Here is a 16,951-nt window from a genome sequence, read left to right as displayed (position 1 = left end):
GAAAAGCAAAACGCTAAAAATAATAGAATAAATAGTCTCATATAGGAGTTGAAAATACAAATTCTAGGCCAATACTTTAATGATATTTTATAGTTCCTTAACATCGGCTTGTTAAAGGCGGTTAAATACTATTAAAAGTAGTAACTACTCCGTTACATTTATCCAAAATTTAAATAAAAAAATGAAATCAATCCTATCTATTTTAAGTCTTTGTTTTGTNCTTGTTTCCTGTGGTGGAGATGACGATAATGGAGATCCTAATGCATTTAATGAGCCCACAACTGCTGGCTTGTCATATTCTAACAGTCAAAGCGATTTTATTACTACTTACAATGGTATAAGAGCCACGTTACAAAGTAATAGTAATATTTCTGTTTTAGCAGAAGTTAACCATACAGCAAATGCACAAAGCGTTAACCAGTCATTGCGTAATACAAGAATTATCTTTTTCGGGAATCCTTCCTTAGGTACACCAGTAATGCAAGAAAACCAATTAGCAGGTTTAGATCTGCCTCAACATATTTTAGTGTATGAAAATGCGAGTAGTGAGGTTATTGCNTCATATAACTCTGTTAATTATTTATCTACAAGATATGGAGTGCAAAGTGCTAATACTTTACCACAAATTGAATCTGCNTTAGAGAGTNTTGTTAATACAACTACGCAAAATGAAGTACTTACTAACTCCAGTGCNAGTATAAANAGTGGTCAAGGTGTTATTACATTGGTAAGTCAAAACAATTTTTCTACCACGTATAATAATTTGAGAAACTCNATCATAGATAATACCAATTTATCATTGGTTTTTGAACTTAACCACCAAGAGAATGCCCAAAATGCAGGGTTAAGCTTAAGGCCTACAAGNGTTATAGTTTTTGGCAACCCAAATTTAGGAACACCACTAATGCAAGATTCTCAAACTACAGCATTAGATTTGCCACAAAAATTCTTAGTGTGGGAAGATGAAAATGGAGAGGTAAAAGTTTCNTACAACAANCCNAACTTTTTAAAATCTAGACACTTAATTTCTAATTCTCAAAACAGCACATTAGAAGATATTACTAACGCCTTGAATAATTTAGCAATTTCAGCGACTAACTAGTCCTTGTAATTTTCAGGAAGTACTCTAATGGGTCTTGCAGTTTCAAATGCAAGGCCCATTTTTAATAACTCTCGCTCTGTATTTGGCGCTCCTATAAAAGTTAATGCAATAGGTTCTCCAGTATCTTTATAACCCATAGGCATTGCCAAACAAGGATGAAATCCTACAGCTGCATAAGCAGAATGGTAATTATTAATAGATAGAATTGCATCTAGTTGATGTGCTTTCATATCATCTTGAAAAAACGCGTTCCCATTACTTAAAAGAGTAGATTTNATTGCTTCAAATTCTTCTACAGAAGTAGAGTCTGCTATAATACCATCAAAAAGTTCTTGGTTGTATGGCATATATAAAACACTATCTTTCTTATTAAACGCCATAACATCCTCAAGAGATGAAACAGTAACATCTTTAGATGCATATGAACTTAAGTAAGTAGGAACATCATNTTTCATTTCAAGGTTGAGTAGAGTTAGGAATCCATCTAATGGAAGCTCTGGTTCATCAAGTTCGACAATAGTTGCGCCACTATCTTCTAAAAATTTAACTGTAGATTTATAAATTGAATCATTTAGTAAGCGTTTGTATACTCCAAATGTTTTAGTNGTTAGGGANACGTTTTCCTCTANAATNCTTTTNTAATTAACAGAGGTCATAGCATCTAAAACAATAGCATTATCAGTTACGTTTTTGGTCATAGGTCCTGCAGTGTCCAAAGTATGTGAAATAGGGATAATACCATCTCCAGAAATTACGCCTATTGTGGGTTTTAAACCTACTACAGAGTTTTGGCTACTAGGTGATATGATAGATCCTGCAGTTTCAGAACCAACTGNGGCAACCGCATAATTAGCAGCAGTTGCAACACCACTTCCTGCGCTACTTCCGCCAGTTTCAAATGCTTTTCTTCCGTAAGGGTTAAGTGTTTGNCCTCCAATTGCACTATAGCCCAGAGGACAGCCATCGCAAAAATAATATGCCCATTCACTCAGGTTTAATTTTCCTAAAATTAAAGCACCGTTTGCTTTTAAATTTTCAACTAACTTGGCATCTTCTGTTGTGTAATTATCTTTTAAAGCTACCGCACCAGCAGTAGTGGCCATTCCTTTAGTATTTATATTATCTTTTAATAAAATTGGCATTCCGAATATAGGATGCTTGTTGGTNGTAGTGTCTTTATCTTTAGCTCTGGCNTCATTTAATACCTCATCGTTTAAAGCAATTATTGCATTTAANGTTTTGGTTGAATCCAATTCGAATTTATAAATACGTTTTAGGTAAAACAGTGTAAGCTCNTCATAAGTTAAAGACNTNTCTTTAATATGGNTTTGAATTGTAGGAATGTCCTGTTCTAAAATTAGTGGCTTTAAGGCTTCATATCTTTCATTAGTAAATGATGAAACTTCCTTGTTTAGCGGTTGGTATACTTCATTTTTATCTAAAACTTTTGATTGTATCAACTCAAACTGCATGCGGCTGTTTTGGTGCTCCTGTTGCATCTCAAGCTCTAAAGTTTCATCATAGGCTGTCCAAAGTATTTCTTGCTCTTTTTCTTCAGAATTTGTTTTACAAGAAATAATTAAGAAGAATGTTGATAGTAANAAAAATGAGTAGGTAAATTTCATGATAAATGATTTGTATAAAAATAGAAAAAACCATCTGTTTATACAGATGGTTTTTAAAAGTCTAAATAAAATTGAACTTAAAGGTTAAACGCTTTCTTTACGTTATCAACAAAATCCAATTTTTCCCAAGTAAATAACTCTACTTCTTTAGTAATTTTTCCAGAGTAAGGAGACTCAAATACTTTNGTTACAGTTTTTGGTTCTTTACCCATATGACCGTAAGCTGCAGTTTCTAAATAAATAGGATTACGAAGTTTTAAACGTTTTTCGATTGCAGCTGGACGCATATCAAATATTTCGGCAGCTTTCTTGGCAATCTCACCATCTGTAAGCGCTACATTTTTAGAGCCATAAGTATCAACATAAATAGATGTTGGTTCTACAACACCAATAGCATAAGAAACTTGTACGAGTATTTCATCTGCAACGCCTGCAGCCACAAGGTTTTTAGCAATATGTCTTGCTGCGTAAGCTGCACTTCGGTCTACTTTACTAGGATCTTTCCCAGAAAAAGCACCACCACCGTGAGCACCTTTACCACCATACGTGTCTACAATAATTTTACGACCTGTTAGGCCACTATCTCCGTGAGGACCACCTATTACAAACTTTCCAGTAGGGTTAATNTGGTANGTNATATCATCATTAAAAAGCTGTTGCACATATTCTGGCATTTGAGCTTTAACTCTAGGTATTAAGATGTTTANAATGTCTTCCTTTATTTTAGAAAGCATTACTTCATCTTCATCAAATTGATCGTGCTGTGTAGAAACAACAATAGCATCAATACGTTGCGGAATATTATCATCACTGTACTCAATAGTAACCTGAGATTTTGCATCTGGTCTTAGGTAAGTAATGTCTTTTCCTTCACGTCTTAGTGCTGCAAGTTCAATAAGGATTTTATGAGAAATATCTAATGCTAANGGCATGTAGTTTTCTGTTTCCTTGGTAGCATAACCAAACATCATTCCTTGGTCACCTGCACCTTGCTCNTCTTTGTTAGCTCTATCNACACCTTGATTAATNTCTTGAGATTGTTCGTGTATTAATGAGATAACGCCACAAGAGTCACCGCTAAATTGATATGCACCTTTGGTGTAACCAATATTGTTAANAACCTCACGTGCAATATGNTGCACATCTAAGTAGGTNTCGCTTTTTACTTCGCCAGCAAGTACAACTTGCCCTGTTGTAACTANGGTTTCNCAAGCTACTTTAGAGTCTGGATCAAAAGCTAAAAAATTATCTAATAAGGCATCACTAATCTGGTCTGCCACTTTATCTGGGTGTCCTTCAGAAACACTTTCTGAAGTAAATAAATACGCCATAAACGTAATCTTAGTTTTAAATTATATTACAGAAGATTTGACGAGATTGCCGTAAGGAGTTTACAGTAAATCCTATTAATTTAATAGGATTTTGAAGTATACTGCTTTAGCATTTTAAAACACTTAAAAATCAAAGTGTTACTGTTTTTGAAAACAGAAATCGAGGTTGCAATCAGTCAAATCTTTCCTCGTTTTGAGATGCAAAAGTATGAAATAAGATTTAATCTCTTTAATTGTCTTAATAGAAATGAATGATGCAGCGATAGTTATAAGNCTTCTCNNNTAAANTTAAACTTTATATACGTAGTATATANATNTTCAAAAATGAAAATAAGTTCAAAAAAATTTTGTTATGTCGTGTTTGCGTTTCATCTTTGTAGCTCAAAGTTCAAACTTTTATTGAAGATGTTATCAAGAAAGGCTGAGGGAATAGACCCTATGAAGCCTTAGCAACCCTTTCACTTAGAAAGAAGGTGCTACATTCTACAGTACAGCCAATCATTTCTGGTTTGTACAGATAGATAACCCACAACCAATCCCTTTCTGGGATGTGGCTATTTTTTCTTTTTAACATTTTTCTATCAAGGCGCTCTCGAGAGCTTTTTGGCTTTGGGTTCAATTTATTTTTAACTCAAAAATTAGAAAAATGAGTACACAATCTTTAGCAACCAAAGCGTTGCACGCNGGGCACGACACANCAACAAACGGAAACACTCGTGCGGTTCCTATTTACCAATCTTCAAGTTATGTTTTTAAAGATGCANACCACGCTGCAAATTTGTTNAACCTATCTGAAGAAGGCTTTATTTATACACGTATAAATAACCCGACAAATGANATTCTTGAAAAACGACTAGCAGATATTGAAGGTGGTATTGCTGCAGTCTCCACAGCATCTGGTACAGCAGCAATTAATACAACATTGCTTACACTTTTAAAAGCTGGAGATCATATTGTAGCTTCAAATTCGTTATACGGCGGCACTTACAATTTACTTAAAGTCACCTTGCCAAGATTTGGTATCACGACAACTTTTGTAGATCCCCAAAATCCTGAGAATTTTAAGAAAGCTTCCAAGGAAAACACACGAGCTTATTTTATTGAATCTTTAGGAAATCCAAAACTAGATGTTTTAGATATTGAAGCAATTTCTATTNAAGCAAAAGCTTATAAAGTNCCACTAATTGTAGATAACACTGTGGCAACTCCAGCATTATTAAACCCTATAAATTATGGTGCTAATATTGTTATTCACTCGCTTACAAAATACATAAACGGAAATGGTACTGCATTAGGAGGCGTTATTATAGATGCCGGAACTTTTGACTGGTCTAGTGGGAAGTTTCCAGAGTTTACAGAGCCATCACCAGGTTATCACGGTTTGGTGTATCACGATGCATTGCAGGAAGCAGCATTTATAGCAAAAGTAAGAATAGAAGGTTTGCGTGATCACGGTGCAGCATTAAGTCCATTTAACGCTTTTCAAATTTTACAAGGATTAGAAACTTTAGAGATAAGGCTTGAAAAGCATAGCAAAAATGCACTAAATCTTGCAACTTGGCTTCAAGAACAGGAAGAGGTAACTTGGGTTAACTATCCAGGACTTAAGTCTAGCAAATACAATTCGTTAGCAAAAAAATATTTNCCAGATGGCCAAAGTGGCGTTGTAACTTTTGGAGTAAAAGGTGGTTATAACAGTGCTAAAATTATAGCAAATGAAACTGAAATATTTTCATTGTTAGCTAATATTGGCGACTCTAAATCTTTAATAATACATCCTGCAAGCACTACTCATCAACAGCTAACAGATGAAGAGCAAGAATCTACTGGAGTTACAAAAGATCTAATAAGATTAAGTGTAGGTTTAGAGCATTTAGATGATTTGAAATCTGATTTAATTCAAGCTTTTCAAAAATTAGACACCAAGGTTTCTGCTGAAGCATTTAGTCTAAATGGACATTAAGACTAACAATACCATTTAATTTAAAATTCTTTAAAGCTATAAATGCCTCAACCATCATTTGTGGTGGTTGAGGTTGCTTTACAATTTTTGAAACTCTAGGAAAATGATATCAGAATTTATAATAGAAGATTTTAAGCTTACATCTGGGTCGAAAACTTTAGTGAAAACCACCTATCAACAATTTGGTAAAGCTTTAGGAACAGCACCTATTGTATTAATTAATCATGCATTAACAGGCAACTCAAATGTAACAGGAGCAAAAGGTTGGTGGTCTGCAATAGTGGGTGATAACAAAGTTATAGACACACAAAGGTTTACCATTTTAAGTATAGATGTTCCAGGTAATGGCTTTAATGTAAACAGTGATTATGCTATAAAAAACTATAAGGATTGGCAACTTGTAGATGTTGCTAAAATACAAGTTAGGATTTTAGAGCATTTAGGTGTTAATGAGTTGTTTGCAGTGGTTGGTGGTTCTTTAGGAGGCCAACTGGTTTGGGAGCTAGCAGCTTTAAAAGCAATAAAAATTGCGCATATAATACCTATAGCAACAGATTGGAAAGCCACAGATTGGTTGCTTGCAAATTGTAAGATACAAGACAGTATTCTTAATAACTCAACCAATCCAATTTATGATGCTCGGTTGCATGCTATGACACTTTATAGAACACCAAGATCGTTAAAACAAAAGTTTGAAAGAGAAAGAGATGAAGATTCAATTTTTAAAGTAGAGAATTGGCTCTCGTATCATGGAAACCTATTGCAAAACCGATTTCAACTAGCCAGTTACAAATTAATGAATCACCTGTTAACTACCGCTAATGTGCTTAGAAATTACACTTCTATTAAAGATTTATCGCAAGTTATTTCAGCAGATATTCATCTTGTAAGTGTAGATTCTGATTTGTTTTTCTTGGCAGAAGACATTTGGGAAACCTATATAGATCTCTGTACAGAGAAGGATAATGTGTTTATTTCTGAAATAAAGAGCATTCACGGTCACGATGCATTTTTAATTGAAACAGCACAACTTCAAAACATATTAAAACCAATTTTTGAAACTAAAACTCATGAACACAACCATAAACATCATATTGTTTGGAATAGGTAATGTTGGTAGCACTTTAATTAAGCAAGTTCTAGCTACAAACGCTACTATATCTTTAAAGCAAGGATTAAATTTAGAGATTCCAATTATAGCAAACTCTACCACAGCTTTTTTTAAAACAAATGGCATTAAAAACAATTGGCAAACCGATTTTGAGATTTTTGGTTTTCCTTATAAAATAAATGATATTATACGCTATATCCAAAAAGAGGAGCTTGGTAATATTATAATTGTAGATGCTACAGCAAGCAGAAAATTTGTAAAACATTACAAATCATTTTTTCAACAAGGCTATCATATTGTAACTGCAAACAAAATTGCTAATACATTATCATTAGACTATTACAATTCTCTTAGGACAACAATCTTAAATAATTGGACGCATTTTAATTATGAAACTAATGTTGGTGCAGGTTTGCCTATAATCGAAACCTTAAGAAGGCTTTCAGACAGTGGCGAGCAAATCCATAAAATAAGAGGTGTGTTTTCTGGATCGTTAAGTTATATATTCAATACATTTTCAGAGAAGCAACTGTTGTTTTCTGAGGTGCTGCAAAGCGCACAGCAAAAAGGCTTTACAGAACCAGACATTAGGGAAGATCTTTCTGGAAAAGATGTAGCCAGAAAATTACTAATCTTAGCTAGGGAAATAGGACTACAAAAGGAACTTTCAGACATAGGTGTTGAGTCTCTGTTACCTTCTTCATTAGAAGAAATTCACTATTTGGATGACTTCAATTTAAAGCTGAATGAATTAGATAGTTACTATTCAGATTTAAAAATAAAAAAATCAGCAAACCATGTCTTTAGATATATTGGAGAGTTAGATGTTTTAAATGGCACCTTGCAAACCAAACTTGTATTAGAGCCAAAAACAAGTGCAATTGGACAACTAAGAGAAGCAGATGCAGCCATCGAAATTTATTCTGAATCTTATAAAGAACAACCATTAGTTATACAAGGTGCTGGCGCTGGAAGTGCCGTTACAGCTAGAGGTATCTTAACAGATATATTAAAAATAGCTAAGCAGCTTAACACTTTTAAATTGGTTGAAGCTTAGTGTAAGAATTGTGTACTTTTGTAATATGCTTTCTAAGAAAACTAAATATGGGATAAAGGCGCTAACACACTTGGCAAAACAAGAAAATCAGGCGCCAGTTCAAATCGCTACTATTTCTGAAGCAGAAAATATTTCTCAGAAATTTTTAGAAAGTATATTACTTACCTTAAAGAAAAACGGCATCCTAAGCTCAAAAAAAGGAAAAGGTGGCGGTTATTATTTACTTAAAGAAGCCAAAGATATATCTATGGTGAATGTAATGAGAGTGTTAGAAGGTCCAATAGCAATGGTGCCTTGTGTAAGCTTAAATTATTATGAAAAATGTGATGATTGCCCAGATGAACACGCGTGTTCTGTACATAAACTCATGATTGAAGTTAGAGATAGTACTCTAGATATCTTCAACAATAAATCTTTAGCAGACCTAATAGTTTAAAGAGAGTCATTTGTTTTCTGTTCTACATAAAAATACTAAGTTTGCATAATACTCTACTAATCCTATAGGGTAATAGTAAAAATAGATTAAAATGAGTCAAACTGTAGACTATACAACAGGAGAAGCAGATGTTTATGAAGTAGAAAACGCTTCTAGCTTACCAAAGGAAAATATAAAACGAAGTATTTTAAAAACATTTAGTTGGCGTGCTCTAGGAACTATAACTACGGTTGTGGTTTCCTATATAATTACAGGAACATTAGCTCTTGCATTTTCAATAGGAGGCATAGAGTTAATCTCTAAACTGGTGTTGTATTTCTTTCATGAACGTGCGTGGAATCAAATAAAATGGGGAAAAAATGAATAAGACTATTGAAGAAATAAATGAGTTTTTAATAGGGAAAACTACAGAAGAAATTATTTCTTACGTTATAGGTAACTCAAGAAACCCAGTAATTACAACCAATTTTAGACCATATGAGGTTGCTATATTACATGCTGTAACAACTGTAAAGCCAGATATTAATGTTATATGGTGTGATACGGGTTATAATACTCCAGACACATATAGGCACGCAGATTATTTAATAAATAGGTTAAACCTAAATATCAAGCTTTATGTTCCTAAACAAACAGTTGGCTATAGAAATATAGTTATGGGAATTCCAGATATTTCAGACCCTAATCATAAGCTTTTTACGCAGCAAGTTAAGCTAGAGCCTTTTACAAGAGCAATGCAAGAACACCAGCCAGATGTTTGGTTTACCAACTTACGAAAAGGTCAAACAGCATTTAGAGACAGTATAGATATGGTGTCTCAAGATGCAAATGGTATTGTAAAAGTGAGTCCATTTTATAATTCTTCTGATGAAGATTTAGACACTTATTTAAATCTTCACAATCTACCCAATGAACACATTTATTACGATCCTACAAAGGTTTTGGAAAATAGAGAATGTGGTCTTCATAAATAATTTTAAGAGATGATAAAAGATACATCGCAAATAAACCCTTTAGAAAACGAAGCCATTTATATTTTTAGAGAAGTGGTTGCGCAGTTTGAAAAACCTGTACTGTTGTTTTCTGGAGGTAAAGACAGTATTACTTTAGTAAGATTAGCTCAAAAAGCATTTTATCCTGGGAAAATTCCATTTCCATTAATGCATATAGATACGGGTCATAACTTCCCAGAGACCATAACATTTAGAGATAACCTTGTTAAAGAACTAGGTGTCGAACTAATAGTAAGGCATGTTCAAGATGATATAGACGCAGGAAAAGTAAAAGAAGAACAAGGCCGTTATGCTAGTAGAAACAGCTTGCAAACCAATACTCTTTTAGAAGCTATTGATGACTATAAATTTGATGCATGTATTGGTGGCGCAAGGCGAGATGAAGAAAAAGCAAGAGCTAAAGAACGTATATTTTCTGTGAGAGATGATTTTGGACAATGGGATGAAAAAAACCAAAGACCTGAAGTGTTTGATATGCTTAATGGACAGATAGACCATGGTCAAAATGTACGTGTATTTCCTATTTCAAATTGGACAGAGTTAGATGTGTGGAACTACATAGCTAAAGAACAAATAGACATTCCTACTATTTACTTTGCACATATGCGAGAAACATTTGTTAGAGACGGCCTTATTTGGTCTGTTGATGATGATGTTGTTTTTCGAGATAAAGATGAAACAGTAGAGAAACGTATGGTTCGCTTTAGAACTGTAGGCGATATGAGCTGTACGGCAGCAGTAGCTTCTGAGGCTACAACTATAACTTCTGTTATTGAAGAGATAAAAGCGTCAACAATTTCAGAACGTGGCGCTAGAATAGATGATAAACGTTCTGAAGCTGCAATGGAAAAACGCAAGCAGCAAGGTTACTTCTAAAAAAAAAATCAAATCAACTTTAAAAGAAAAACTCATTAGTAATGAGCCAACATACTATGGATGTATTAAAAATAGCAACAGCAGGAAGTGTAGATGATGGTAAGAGTACGTTAATAGGTAGGTTGTTATACGACACAAAATCTCTTACAACAGACAAGCTAGCGGCCATCGAGGAAAAAAGTAAAACAAATGGTTACGATTATTTAGACTTCTCTCTTGCTACAGATGGTTTGGTTGCAGAACGAGAACAAGGTATTACTATAGATGTTGCTCATATTTATTTTTCAACAGAAAACCGAAGTTACATTATAGCAGATACACCTGGACATATTGAGTATACTAGAAATATGGTTACTGGTGCTTCTACTTCTCAAGCTTCAATAATACTTATAGATGCTAGACATGGTGTGAGTGAACAAACATACAGGCATTTCTTCATTAATAATTTACTTAGGGTTTCTAATGTTATTGTAGCAGTTAATAAAATGGATTTAGTAAATTATTCTGAGTCTGTTTTTACAGAGATTAAACAATCTTTTAATGATATAATTGAGAAAAGTAGTTTTAAAAGTCAGCAAATTAATTTTGTGCCTATAAGTGCTTTAAAAGGAGATAATGTCGCTAAACCTTCAGAGGCTATGTCTTGGTATAAAGGTGAAACTGTTTTAAATGCCTTAGAGAAATTACAGCCTAATAATGAAGGTTCTCATGTTCAACCTCGTTTTCCAGTTCAGTACGTTATTAGACCAAAAACAGAAGCCTATCATGATTATAGAGGTTATGCAGGAAAAGTAAAAGGTGGATCTTTTAGGGTAGGAGATTCTGTTATGGTCATGCCTTCAGGAACAATTTCTAAAATAGAAGGCATAAATCAATATGATACTCAATATGAAGAGGCTTTATCTGGAGCATCTGTTTCTATAACACTTCTGGACGATATTAATATTAGTCGAGGAGATATGTTAGTAAAAGTAAATAAAGCGCCGAAGGTTGAAAAGCAGTTAAGCGCAACACTTTCTTGGATGGATGCCAATACATTACAAGAAGGTTCTAAGTATGTGTTACAACATGGTGTAAATAAAGTACTTGCTAAGGTGAAACAAATAAACCATAAAATTGAACCAGATTTTTCTGGCCAAGATAATACAGTGAAATCTTTAAAAATGAATGATTTAGCTTCAGTTAGTCTTCAGTTAAATAAGCCTATTTATAGTGATGCTTACACAGAACACAAACAAAATGGTGCGTTTATATTAATAGATCAACATACAAATAATACTGCAGCAGTTGGTTTTATAGAGTAACTCCTTCTAAACATACCATCATTTTGCGTTACTTTTGTCACGTGAAAAATCTTTTACTTTTAGTGTTTCTTATTTGTGGGTTCCACGTTTTTTCTCAGGACAAACCTGTACATGAGATTGATGCAAATGTGTTTTATGGCTCAATACTTCTGCACAATAAAGATATAAGTCATCTTATAAAAGGTCATCCTACAGGCGTAATATTAAGTTATAATAGAAAGACTTTTGGAGCTAATTCTTGGGAGTCACGTTACAACTATCCAGATTGGGGATTTTCATTTGCTTATCAAGATATGAAAAGTGAAGAGCTTGGTAATAATTTTGGAGTATATGGTCATTATAACTTTTACTTTTTAAAACGTAACCTCATGCTTAGGGTAGGGCAAGGAATAGCCTATAATACTAATCCCTTTAATTTAGAAGATAATTTTAGAAATAGAGCTTATGGGTCTCATTTATTAAGTTCAACATATTTAATGCTCAATTATAAGTCAAAACCATTTTGGGGCGGTTTTGGTATACAATCGGGAATAGCAGTAATTCACTATTCTAATGCTTCAATAAAATCACCAAATACAAGCACAAATTCATTAACTTTTAATGTTGGGGCAACATATACGTTTAATGAAGAAGACGTGCCAAACTTTGTGCCTAAGGTTAAAGAGAAATATACAGAACCTCTAAAGCTAAATTTTGCGTTTAGAACCGGATTTAATGAAGGAGACGAAGTTGGTCACGGCACCTATCCGTTTTATATTTTTTCTGCATATGTAGATAAAGTTTTAAATAGAAAAAGTAGGCTGGTTTTAGGTACAGAACTCTTTATTTCTAAATTTTTAGAAGAGGAAATTAAATACCAATCTATAGCATTTCCAAACCAAGCAACAGGAGATGAAGATTATAAACGTGCAGGCGTATTTATTGGTCACGAATTAAAATTTGCGCGGTATTCTGCAATTACACATGCAGGATATTACTATTATTACCCATATGATTTTGAAGGTCCAGTTTATTTCAGGTTAGGCTTAAAGCGAACATTTGGCAAACACATATTTGGTGTTATCTCTGTAAAATCTCACGGTGCAAAAGCAGAAGCATTAGAATTTAGTTTAGGATATAGATTATGAAGCAGATCGTAAAATACTTAATATCATTTATAATACTAGGCTCATCAACTGTTTTATTAAATAGTTGTAGTTCTGAAGATGCAAATGATTGTTTTCANACCGAAGGACAATTGCNACAAGAGGAAATTATTCTGGCAGGATTTAATAAAATTAGGATAGAAGAAGGTGTACAATTATTGCTAAGACANGGGCANTCTCAACAGGTTATTTTAGAAACAGGAGNAAATCTNAGNTCAGACGTTGAGGTGTTTTTAGATAATGAAACTTTAGTGGCTAGAGATAATAATGGGTGTAATTTATTTAGAGATTATGGAATTACCAAACTCATAGTAACTTCTCCAAATATTGAGGACATTATAAATGGATCCTCTTATGAAATAAGAAGTGAAGGCATATTAAATTANCCAACACTACGTTTAANAAGTTTAGTAATACCAGGATTTGATCTTCGTAAGAATGGAGATTTTCATNTAACACTTAATGCNCAANATGTCTCTATTGTCGCAAACGGNTCAAGTGTATTTTATTTAAACGGAACCACTTCTAATTTAAATGTTAGCTTCTCAGATGAGTTGCCAAGACTCGAAGCTAGAGATTTAATAGCTCAAAATGTTTCGATAAGACATGTAAGCAGCAATCATATGTACATAAACCCTCAGGAAAGCTTAACAGCCGAGTTAAGAGGTAGTGGTAATGTGTATAGTTATAATAGTCCAGATATTCAGGATATACAGGAACTGTATACCGGTCGTGTAATTTTTATAGACTAGTTAAAATAAATACAGAAATCTCAGTTGGTTAAAACCCTAATTTTTGTTTCTTCGTAACTGTTAGAGTAAACCCAATTATGCAGTATAGGTATCTTTTAGTAATCGTGTTGTTTTGTGTAAGTTTTGTAAATGCACAAGACACNCCAAAAAAGTACCATTCTTTTGATGTAAATTATTTTTACGGTACAATCTTAGAGCATAATCCGGATATTCAACATCTTATTACAGAGCATCAAAAAGGTGTTATTTTAAGTTATAACACTAAAACATTTGGTTTAGAGGATTGGTCTAGACGTTATAACAGTCCAGATTACGGTTACTCATTTATTTATCAAGATTTAGGAAACACGTTTTTAGGAGAAAGCTACGGTGTGTACGCACACTTTAACTTTTATTTTTTTAATAGGCATTTAATGATGCGTATTGGTCAAGGTGCTGCTTATAACACAAACCCGTACGACCAAGAATCTAACTTTAGGAATAATGCCTACGGATCATCTATTTTAAGCTCTACCTACATCATGGGTAACTATAAAAAGGAAAACATTTATAAAGGCTTAGGACTACAAGCAGGGTTTTCAATAATTCATTATTCAAACGCTAATCTTAAGGCGCCAAATAACAGCACAAATACTTGGGTNTTTAATGTAGGTGCTAATTACAATTTAGATTACGAAGAGCTTCCGGAATACATACCACAAGGTGAAAAAGAAAAATATACAGAGCCTATACATTATAACCTTGCATTTAGGACTGGTGTAAACTCTAGTGATGTTATAGGTTTAGGCCAATTTATGCATTACACTATTTCTGCTTATGCAGATAAAAAGATTAATAGAAAAAGTACATTTCAAGCAGGAGCAGAAGTATTTATATCTCCTATGCTTAAAAGTTTAATAAAATTTAGATCTGTAGCTTATCCAGAACTAGGTGTTCAAGGAGATGAAGACTCCAATAGAGTAGGTGTTTTTGTAGGACACTTACTAACATTTAATAAAGTGTCATTTATATCTCAATTAGGATANTATGCTTATTANCCTTANGATTTTGAAGGCAGAGTTTATAATAGATTAGGGTTACAGCGTGAATTTGGAAAACACATTTTTGCNGGTGTAAGTGTACACTCTCATGGTGCTAAAGCTGAAGCAGCAGAATTTTCAATAGGNTACAGATTATGAAAAAACACTTCCTATTAATTATTATAGCAATTACTGTTTTNGGGTGTAACCCTAAGAATATAGATGATTGTCTTAAGTCTGAAGGTGATGCTGTTGAGCAAATAGTCGAAGTGCCGTTTTTTGACAAACTTATTTCTAATAGCAGAACTAAAGTCTTTGTGAAAAGCGGGCCAGAACAACAGGTTTTAATTCAAACTGGAGAAAACTTAATTGATGATGTAAAAGTTAGTGTTGTAGATAATACTTTGTTTTTAGAAAATGAAAATGGTTGTAATATTTTCAGAGATTTTGAGCAGGTTAAAATTATTGTAACCTCTCCAAATTTAGTAAGTATTAGAAACGGTAGTGGTTATGCATTAGAAAGNATAGGTGTTNTAGATTACCCTAANCTTGTCTTGTTNTCTGAAGATGGTAACAATGAAGATGAATTTAATACAGATGGCGATTTTATACTNCAGCTTGAATCTGATACAGTCATACTTGTTAACAACAATATTACAAACTACTTTCTGTCTGGAACTGTTAATACTATGCAGGCCAATTTTTATGGCGGCGATGGTCGTNTAGATGCACCAAATCTTATAGTGCAAGACTTAAGTGTNCTGCATCGAGGTACAAATAAATTTATTGTAAACCCACAACAGTCTATACGTGGAGAAATACGAAGTACAGGAGATGTTATTTCTGTAAACCAACCACCTATTGTTGAGGTTGAAGAGTTTTTTACAGGGCGTTTAATCTTTCAATAAAAGATAATCTCCAATTTCTAGTTGTAATGCTTCAGATTGTTTTGCATTTAACTCTAAAACAAACTTAGCAGGAACTTTAGACGGTAATGAAGCTTCACTCATAGGTTTTACATCTTCCTGAAAATCTACAATTTTATAGTCTTCATCTAGAAAAAGTAAATCAAGAGGTATNCGTGTNTTCTTCATATAAAAGCTGCGCAACTGTTCATCAGGAAAAACAAAGAGCATACCTTGGTTGTCTTGCATCGAGTTTCTNTACATTAAGCCAGTTTGGCGTTGGTANTCATCATCTGCAANCTCAAGATCTANAGATGTAAGNGTATCACCTGTAGCTTTTACTAAATATGCTTCAGCTTCTTTTTTAAATTGTGGTTCTTCAACACTTATACTTGGTTTTGGCTCATCTTTGCAAGCTATAANNACTAAGCTTAAAANGCATATNTATGCAAACTTCATTAGACCGTAGTTTTGTGTTTAGGNGTATANAAAAACATAAAATAAATACCAGCAATTATAAATGGTATACTTAANAGTTGGCCAGTNTTTAATCCTAAGACCCAATCTTCACGACCTGTAACTTGTTCTACTTTTATATATTCAACAATAAATCTTACAGACCAAAGTAAGGTTAAAAAGAGACCAAAGATAAAACCAGTTTGCTTGCGCTTTTCTGTTTTCCAATACACTAACATTAGAATGATGAACACAATAACATAGCCAGCTGCTTCATATAGTTGACCTGGATGACGCGCAAAGGTTTCACCATACTTAGCAAATATAACACCATAATCGCCATTGGTTGGCTTACCNATCATTTCTGAATTAAAGAAGTTTCCTAATCTAACAAAAACACCACCAATTGCTACAGGCATAACAATACGGTCTAACACCCATAACACATGTTTTTTAAGAACGTTCTTAGCATAAAAATACATAGCTATAATTACCGCAATGGCTGCACCGTGACTTGCTAAGCCTCTAAAGCCTGTAAAGCTAAACTCAGGTTGTGTTTGTATTGGTAGTATAACTGCTAAAGGGTCTTCCCAAAGTAATTCTGTTTGGTAAAATAAAACATGTCCTAATCGAGCACCAATTAAGGTGGCTATTACTGTATATATAAATATAGAGTCTAGTTTTTCTTGAGATACATTTTCTCTGTTATATATACGTTTCATTAAGTACCAGCCAATAGTAAAGGCAATAACAAACATTAAGCTATAGTAGCGTATAACGAAGAAACCAAGGTCGATACCTTCAGAAGGATTCCAGGTAATTTGGGAAGCAATCATGTATTGTGTTTTATTTTTTG

The 16,951-nt window shown here is 33.5% G+C and carries 17 protein-coding genes and 1 riboswitch; of the genes, 13 read left to right on the top strand and 4 right to left on the bottom strand.

Annotated elements, in window-relative coordinates; translation table 11 throughout:
* Positions 1 to 181 precede the first annotated feature (181 nt).
* The gene (locus CL818_RS12245; RefSeq protein ID WP_286973201.1) at positions 182 to 1,102 is read left to right on the top strand and encodes a DUF302 domain-containing protein; all 921 of its coding nucleotides are present in this window, start codon (positions 182 to 184) and stop codon (positions 1,100 to 1,102) included.
* Here CL818_RS12245 and CL818_RS12240 read toward each other — a convergent pair.
* Together CL818_RS12240 and metK are read right to left on the bottom strand one after the other, a co-directional pair.
* Positions 1,099 to 2,574: an amidase family protein gene (locus tag CL818_RS12240; RefSeq protein ID WP_502692255.1), complete on the bottom strand. Its 1,476-nt coding sequence runs from the start codon at positions 2,572 to 2,574 to the stop codon at positions 1,099 to 1,101. The two genes, CL818_RS12245 and CL818_RS12240, sit on opposite strands and share 4 nt — an antisense overlap.
* Before the next feature lie 230 nt (positions 2,575 to 2,804).
* On the bottom strand, positions 2,805 to 4,058 hold the full coding sequence (metK, locus tag CL818_RS12235) for a methionine adenosyltransferase (protein ID WP_286973199.1): 1,254 nt from the start codon (positions 4,056 to 4,058) through the stop codon (positions 2,805 to 2,807).
* Positions 4,059 to 4,463: 405 nt separating this feature from the next.
* A riboswitch (SAM riboswitch) is annotated at positions 4,464 to 4,586 on the top strand.
* A 118-nt stretch (positions 4,587 to 4,704) separates the two neighbouring features.
* On the opposite strand from metK, the gene CL818_RS12230 reads away from it, so the two are divergent.
* The 12 genes from CL818_RS12230 (at position 4,705) to CL818_RS12175 (ending at position 15,642) form a co-directional block, all read left to right on the top strand.
* The gene (locus CL818_RS12230) at positions 4,705 to 6,021 is read left to right on the top strand and encodes an O-acetylhomoserine aminocarboxypropyltransferase/cysteine synthase family protein (protein ID WP_286973198.1); all 1,317 of its coding nucleotides are present in this window, start codon (positions 4,705 to 4,707) and stop codon (positions 6,019 to 6,021) included.
* A 103-nt stretch (positions 6,022 to 6,124) separates the two neighbouring features.
* Positions 6,125 to 7,132: an alpha/beta fold hydrolase gene (locus CL818_RS12225; RefSeq protein WP_272973420.1), complete on the top strand. Its 1,008-nt coding sequence runs from the start codon at positions 6,125 to 6,127 to the stop codon at positions 7,130 to 7,132.
* The gene (locus CL818_RS12220) at positions 7,092 to 8,189 is read left to right on the top strand and encodes a homoserine dehydrogenase family protein (protein ID WP_286973197.1); all 1,098 of its coding nucleotides are present in this window, start codon (positions 7,092 to 7,094) and stop codon (positions 8,187 to 8,189) included. The genes CL818_RS12225 and CL818_RS12220 overlap by 41 nt, the downstream gene beginning before the upstream one ends.
* A gap of 25 nt (positions 8,190 to 8,214) precedes the next feature.
* Positions 8,215 to 8,625 (top strand): RrF2 family transcriptional regulator, encoded by a 411-nt coding sequence (locus tag CL818_RS12215; protein WP_272973422.1) that lies wholly within the window; start codon positions 8,215 to 8,217, stop codon positions 8,623 to 8,625.
* A 91-nt stretch (positions 8,626 to 8,716) separates the two neighbouring features.
* Complete coding sequence (locus CL818_RS12210; protein ID WP_013186960.1) at positions 8,717 to 8,992, top strand: DUF2061 domain-containing protein; 276 nt, start codon at positions 8,717 to 8,719, stop codon at positions 8,990 to 8,992.
* Positions 8,985 to 9,599, top strand: a complete 615-nt coding sequence (locus CL818_RS12205; protein ID WP_272973423.1) for a phosphoadenosine phosphosulfate reductase domain-containing protein — start codon at positions 8,985 to 8,987, stop codon at positions 9,597 to 9,599. Before CL818_RS12210 ends, CL818_RS12205 begins: the two co-directional genes overlap by 8 nt.
* A gap of 9 nt (positions 9,600 to 9,608) precedes the next feature.
* On the top strand, positions 9,609 to 10,514 hold the full coding sequence (gene cysD / locus CL818_RS12200; protein ID WP_272973424.1) for a sulfate adenylyltransferase subunit CysD: 906 nt from the start codon (positions 9,609 to 9,611) through the stop codon (positions 10,512 to 10,514).
* A gap of 56 nt (positions 10,515 to 10,570) precedes the next feature.
* Positions 10,571 to 11,818, top strand: coding sequence for a sulfate adenylyltransferase subunit 1 (locus CL818_RS12195; protein ID WP_272973707.1), 1,248 nt, complete (start codon positions 10,571 to 10,573; stop codon positions 11,816 to 11,818).
* A 41-nt stretch (positions 11,819 to 11,859) separates the two neighbouring features.
* A complete protein-coding gene (locus CL818_RS12190; RefSeq protein ID WP_336380109.1) occupies positions 11,860 to 12,945 on the top strand; it encodes an acyloxyacyl hydrolase in 1,086 nt (361 codons plus the stop codon).
* A complete protein-coding gene (locus tag CL818_RS12185; RefSeq protein WP_286973193.1) occupies positions 12,942 to 13,715 on the top strand; it encodes a head GIN domain-containing protein in 774 nt (257 codons plus the stop codon). Before CL818_RS12190 ends, CL818_RS12185 begins: the two co-directional genes overlap by 4 nt.
* 77 nt (positions 13,716 to 13,792) lie before the next feature.
* A complete protein-coding gene (locus CL818_RS12180; RefSeq protein WP_286973191.1) occupies positions 13,793 to 14,893 on the top strand; it encodes an acyloxyacyl hydrolase in 1,101 nt (366 codons plus the stop codon).
* Positions 14,890 to 15,642, top strand: coding sequence for a head GIN domain-containing protein (locus CL818_RS12175; RefSeq protein WP_286973189.1), 753 nt, complete (start codon positions 14,890 to 14,892; stop codon positions 15,640 to 15,642). The genes CL818_RS12180 and CL818_RS12175 overlap by 4 nt, the downstream gene beginning before the upstream one ends.
* Here CL818_RS12175 and CL818_RS12170 read toward each other — a convergent pair.
* Both CL818_RS12170 and lgt read right to left on the bottom strand, forming a co-directional pair.
* Complete coding sequence (locus CL818_RS12170; RefSeq protein ID WP_286973187.1) at positions 15,628 to 16,098, bottom strand: DUF192 domain-containing protein; 471 nt, start codon at positions 16,096 to 16,098, stop codon at positions 15,628 to 15,630. The genes CL818_RS12175 and CL818_RS12170 overlap by 15 nt on opposite strands.
* Complete coding sequence (gene lgt, locus CL818_RS12165) at positions 16,098 to 16,931, bottom strand: prolipoprotein diacylglyceryl transferase (protein ID WP_286973185.1); 834 nt, start codon at positions 16,929 to 16,931, stop codon at positions 16,098 to 16,100. The genes CL818_RS12170 and lgt overlap by 1 nt, the downstream gene beginning before the upstream one ends.
* Positions 16,932 to 16,951: the final 20 nt, after the last annotated feature.

Source organism: Croceibacter sp., assembly GCF_002716225.1.
GTDB lineage: Bacteria > Bacteroidota > Bacteroidia > Flavobacteriales > Flavobacteriaceae > Croceibacter > Croceibacter atlanticus.
The sequence above is the reverse complement of the archived record's forward strand: the minus strand, read 5'-3'. Positions and strand labels throughout refer to the sequence as shown.

Excerpts from the sequence above, each read along its gene's own strand:
- CL818_RS12225 (WP_272973420.1), top strand. The coding sequence starts at position 6,125 with ATGATATCAGAATTTATAATAGAAGATTTTAAGCTTACATCTGGGTCG.
- CL818_RS12220 (WP_286973197.1), top strand. The coding sequence starts at position 7,092 with ATGAACACAACCATAAACATCATATTGTTTGGAATAGGTAATGTTGGT.
- CL818_RS12215 (WP_272973422.1), top strand. The coding sequence starts at position 8,215 with ATGCTTTCTAAGAAAACTAAATATGGGATAAAGGCGCTAACACACTTG.
- CL818_RS12210 (WP_013186960.1), top strand. The coding sequence starts at position 8,717 with ATGAGTCAAACTGTAGACTATACAACAGGAGAAGCAGATGTTTATGAA.
- CL818_RS12205 (WP_272973423.1), top strand. The coding sequence starts at position 8,985 with ATGAATAAGACTATTGAAGAAATAAATGAGTTTTTAATAGGGAAAACT.
- cysD (WP_272973424.1), top strand. The coding sequence starts at position 9,609 with ATGATAAAAGATACATCGCAAATAAACCCTTTAGAAAACGAAGCCATT.
- CL818_RS12195 (WP_272973707.1), top strand. The coding sequence starts at position 10,571 with ATGGATGTATTAAAAATAGCAACAGCAGGAAGTGTAGATGATGGTAAG.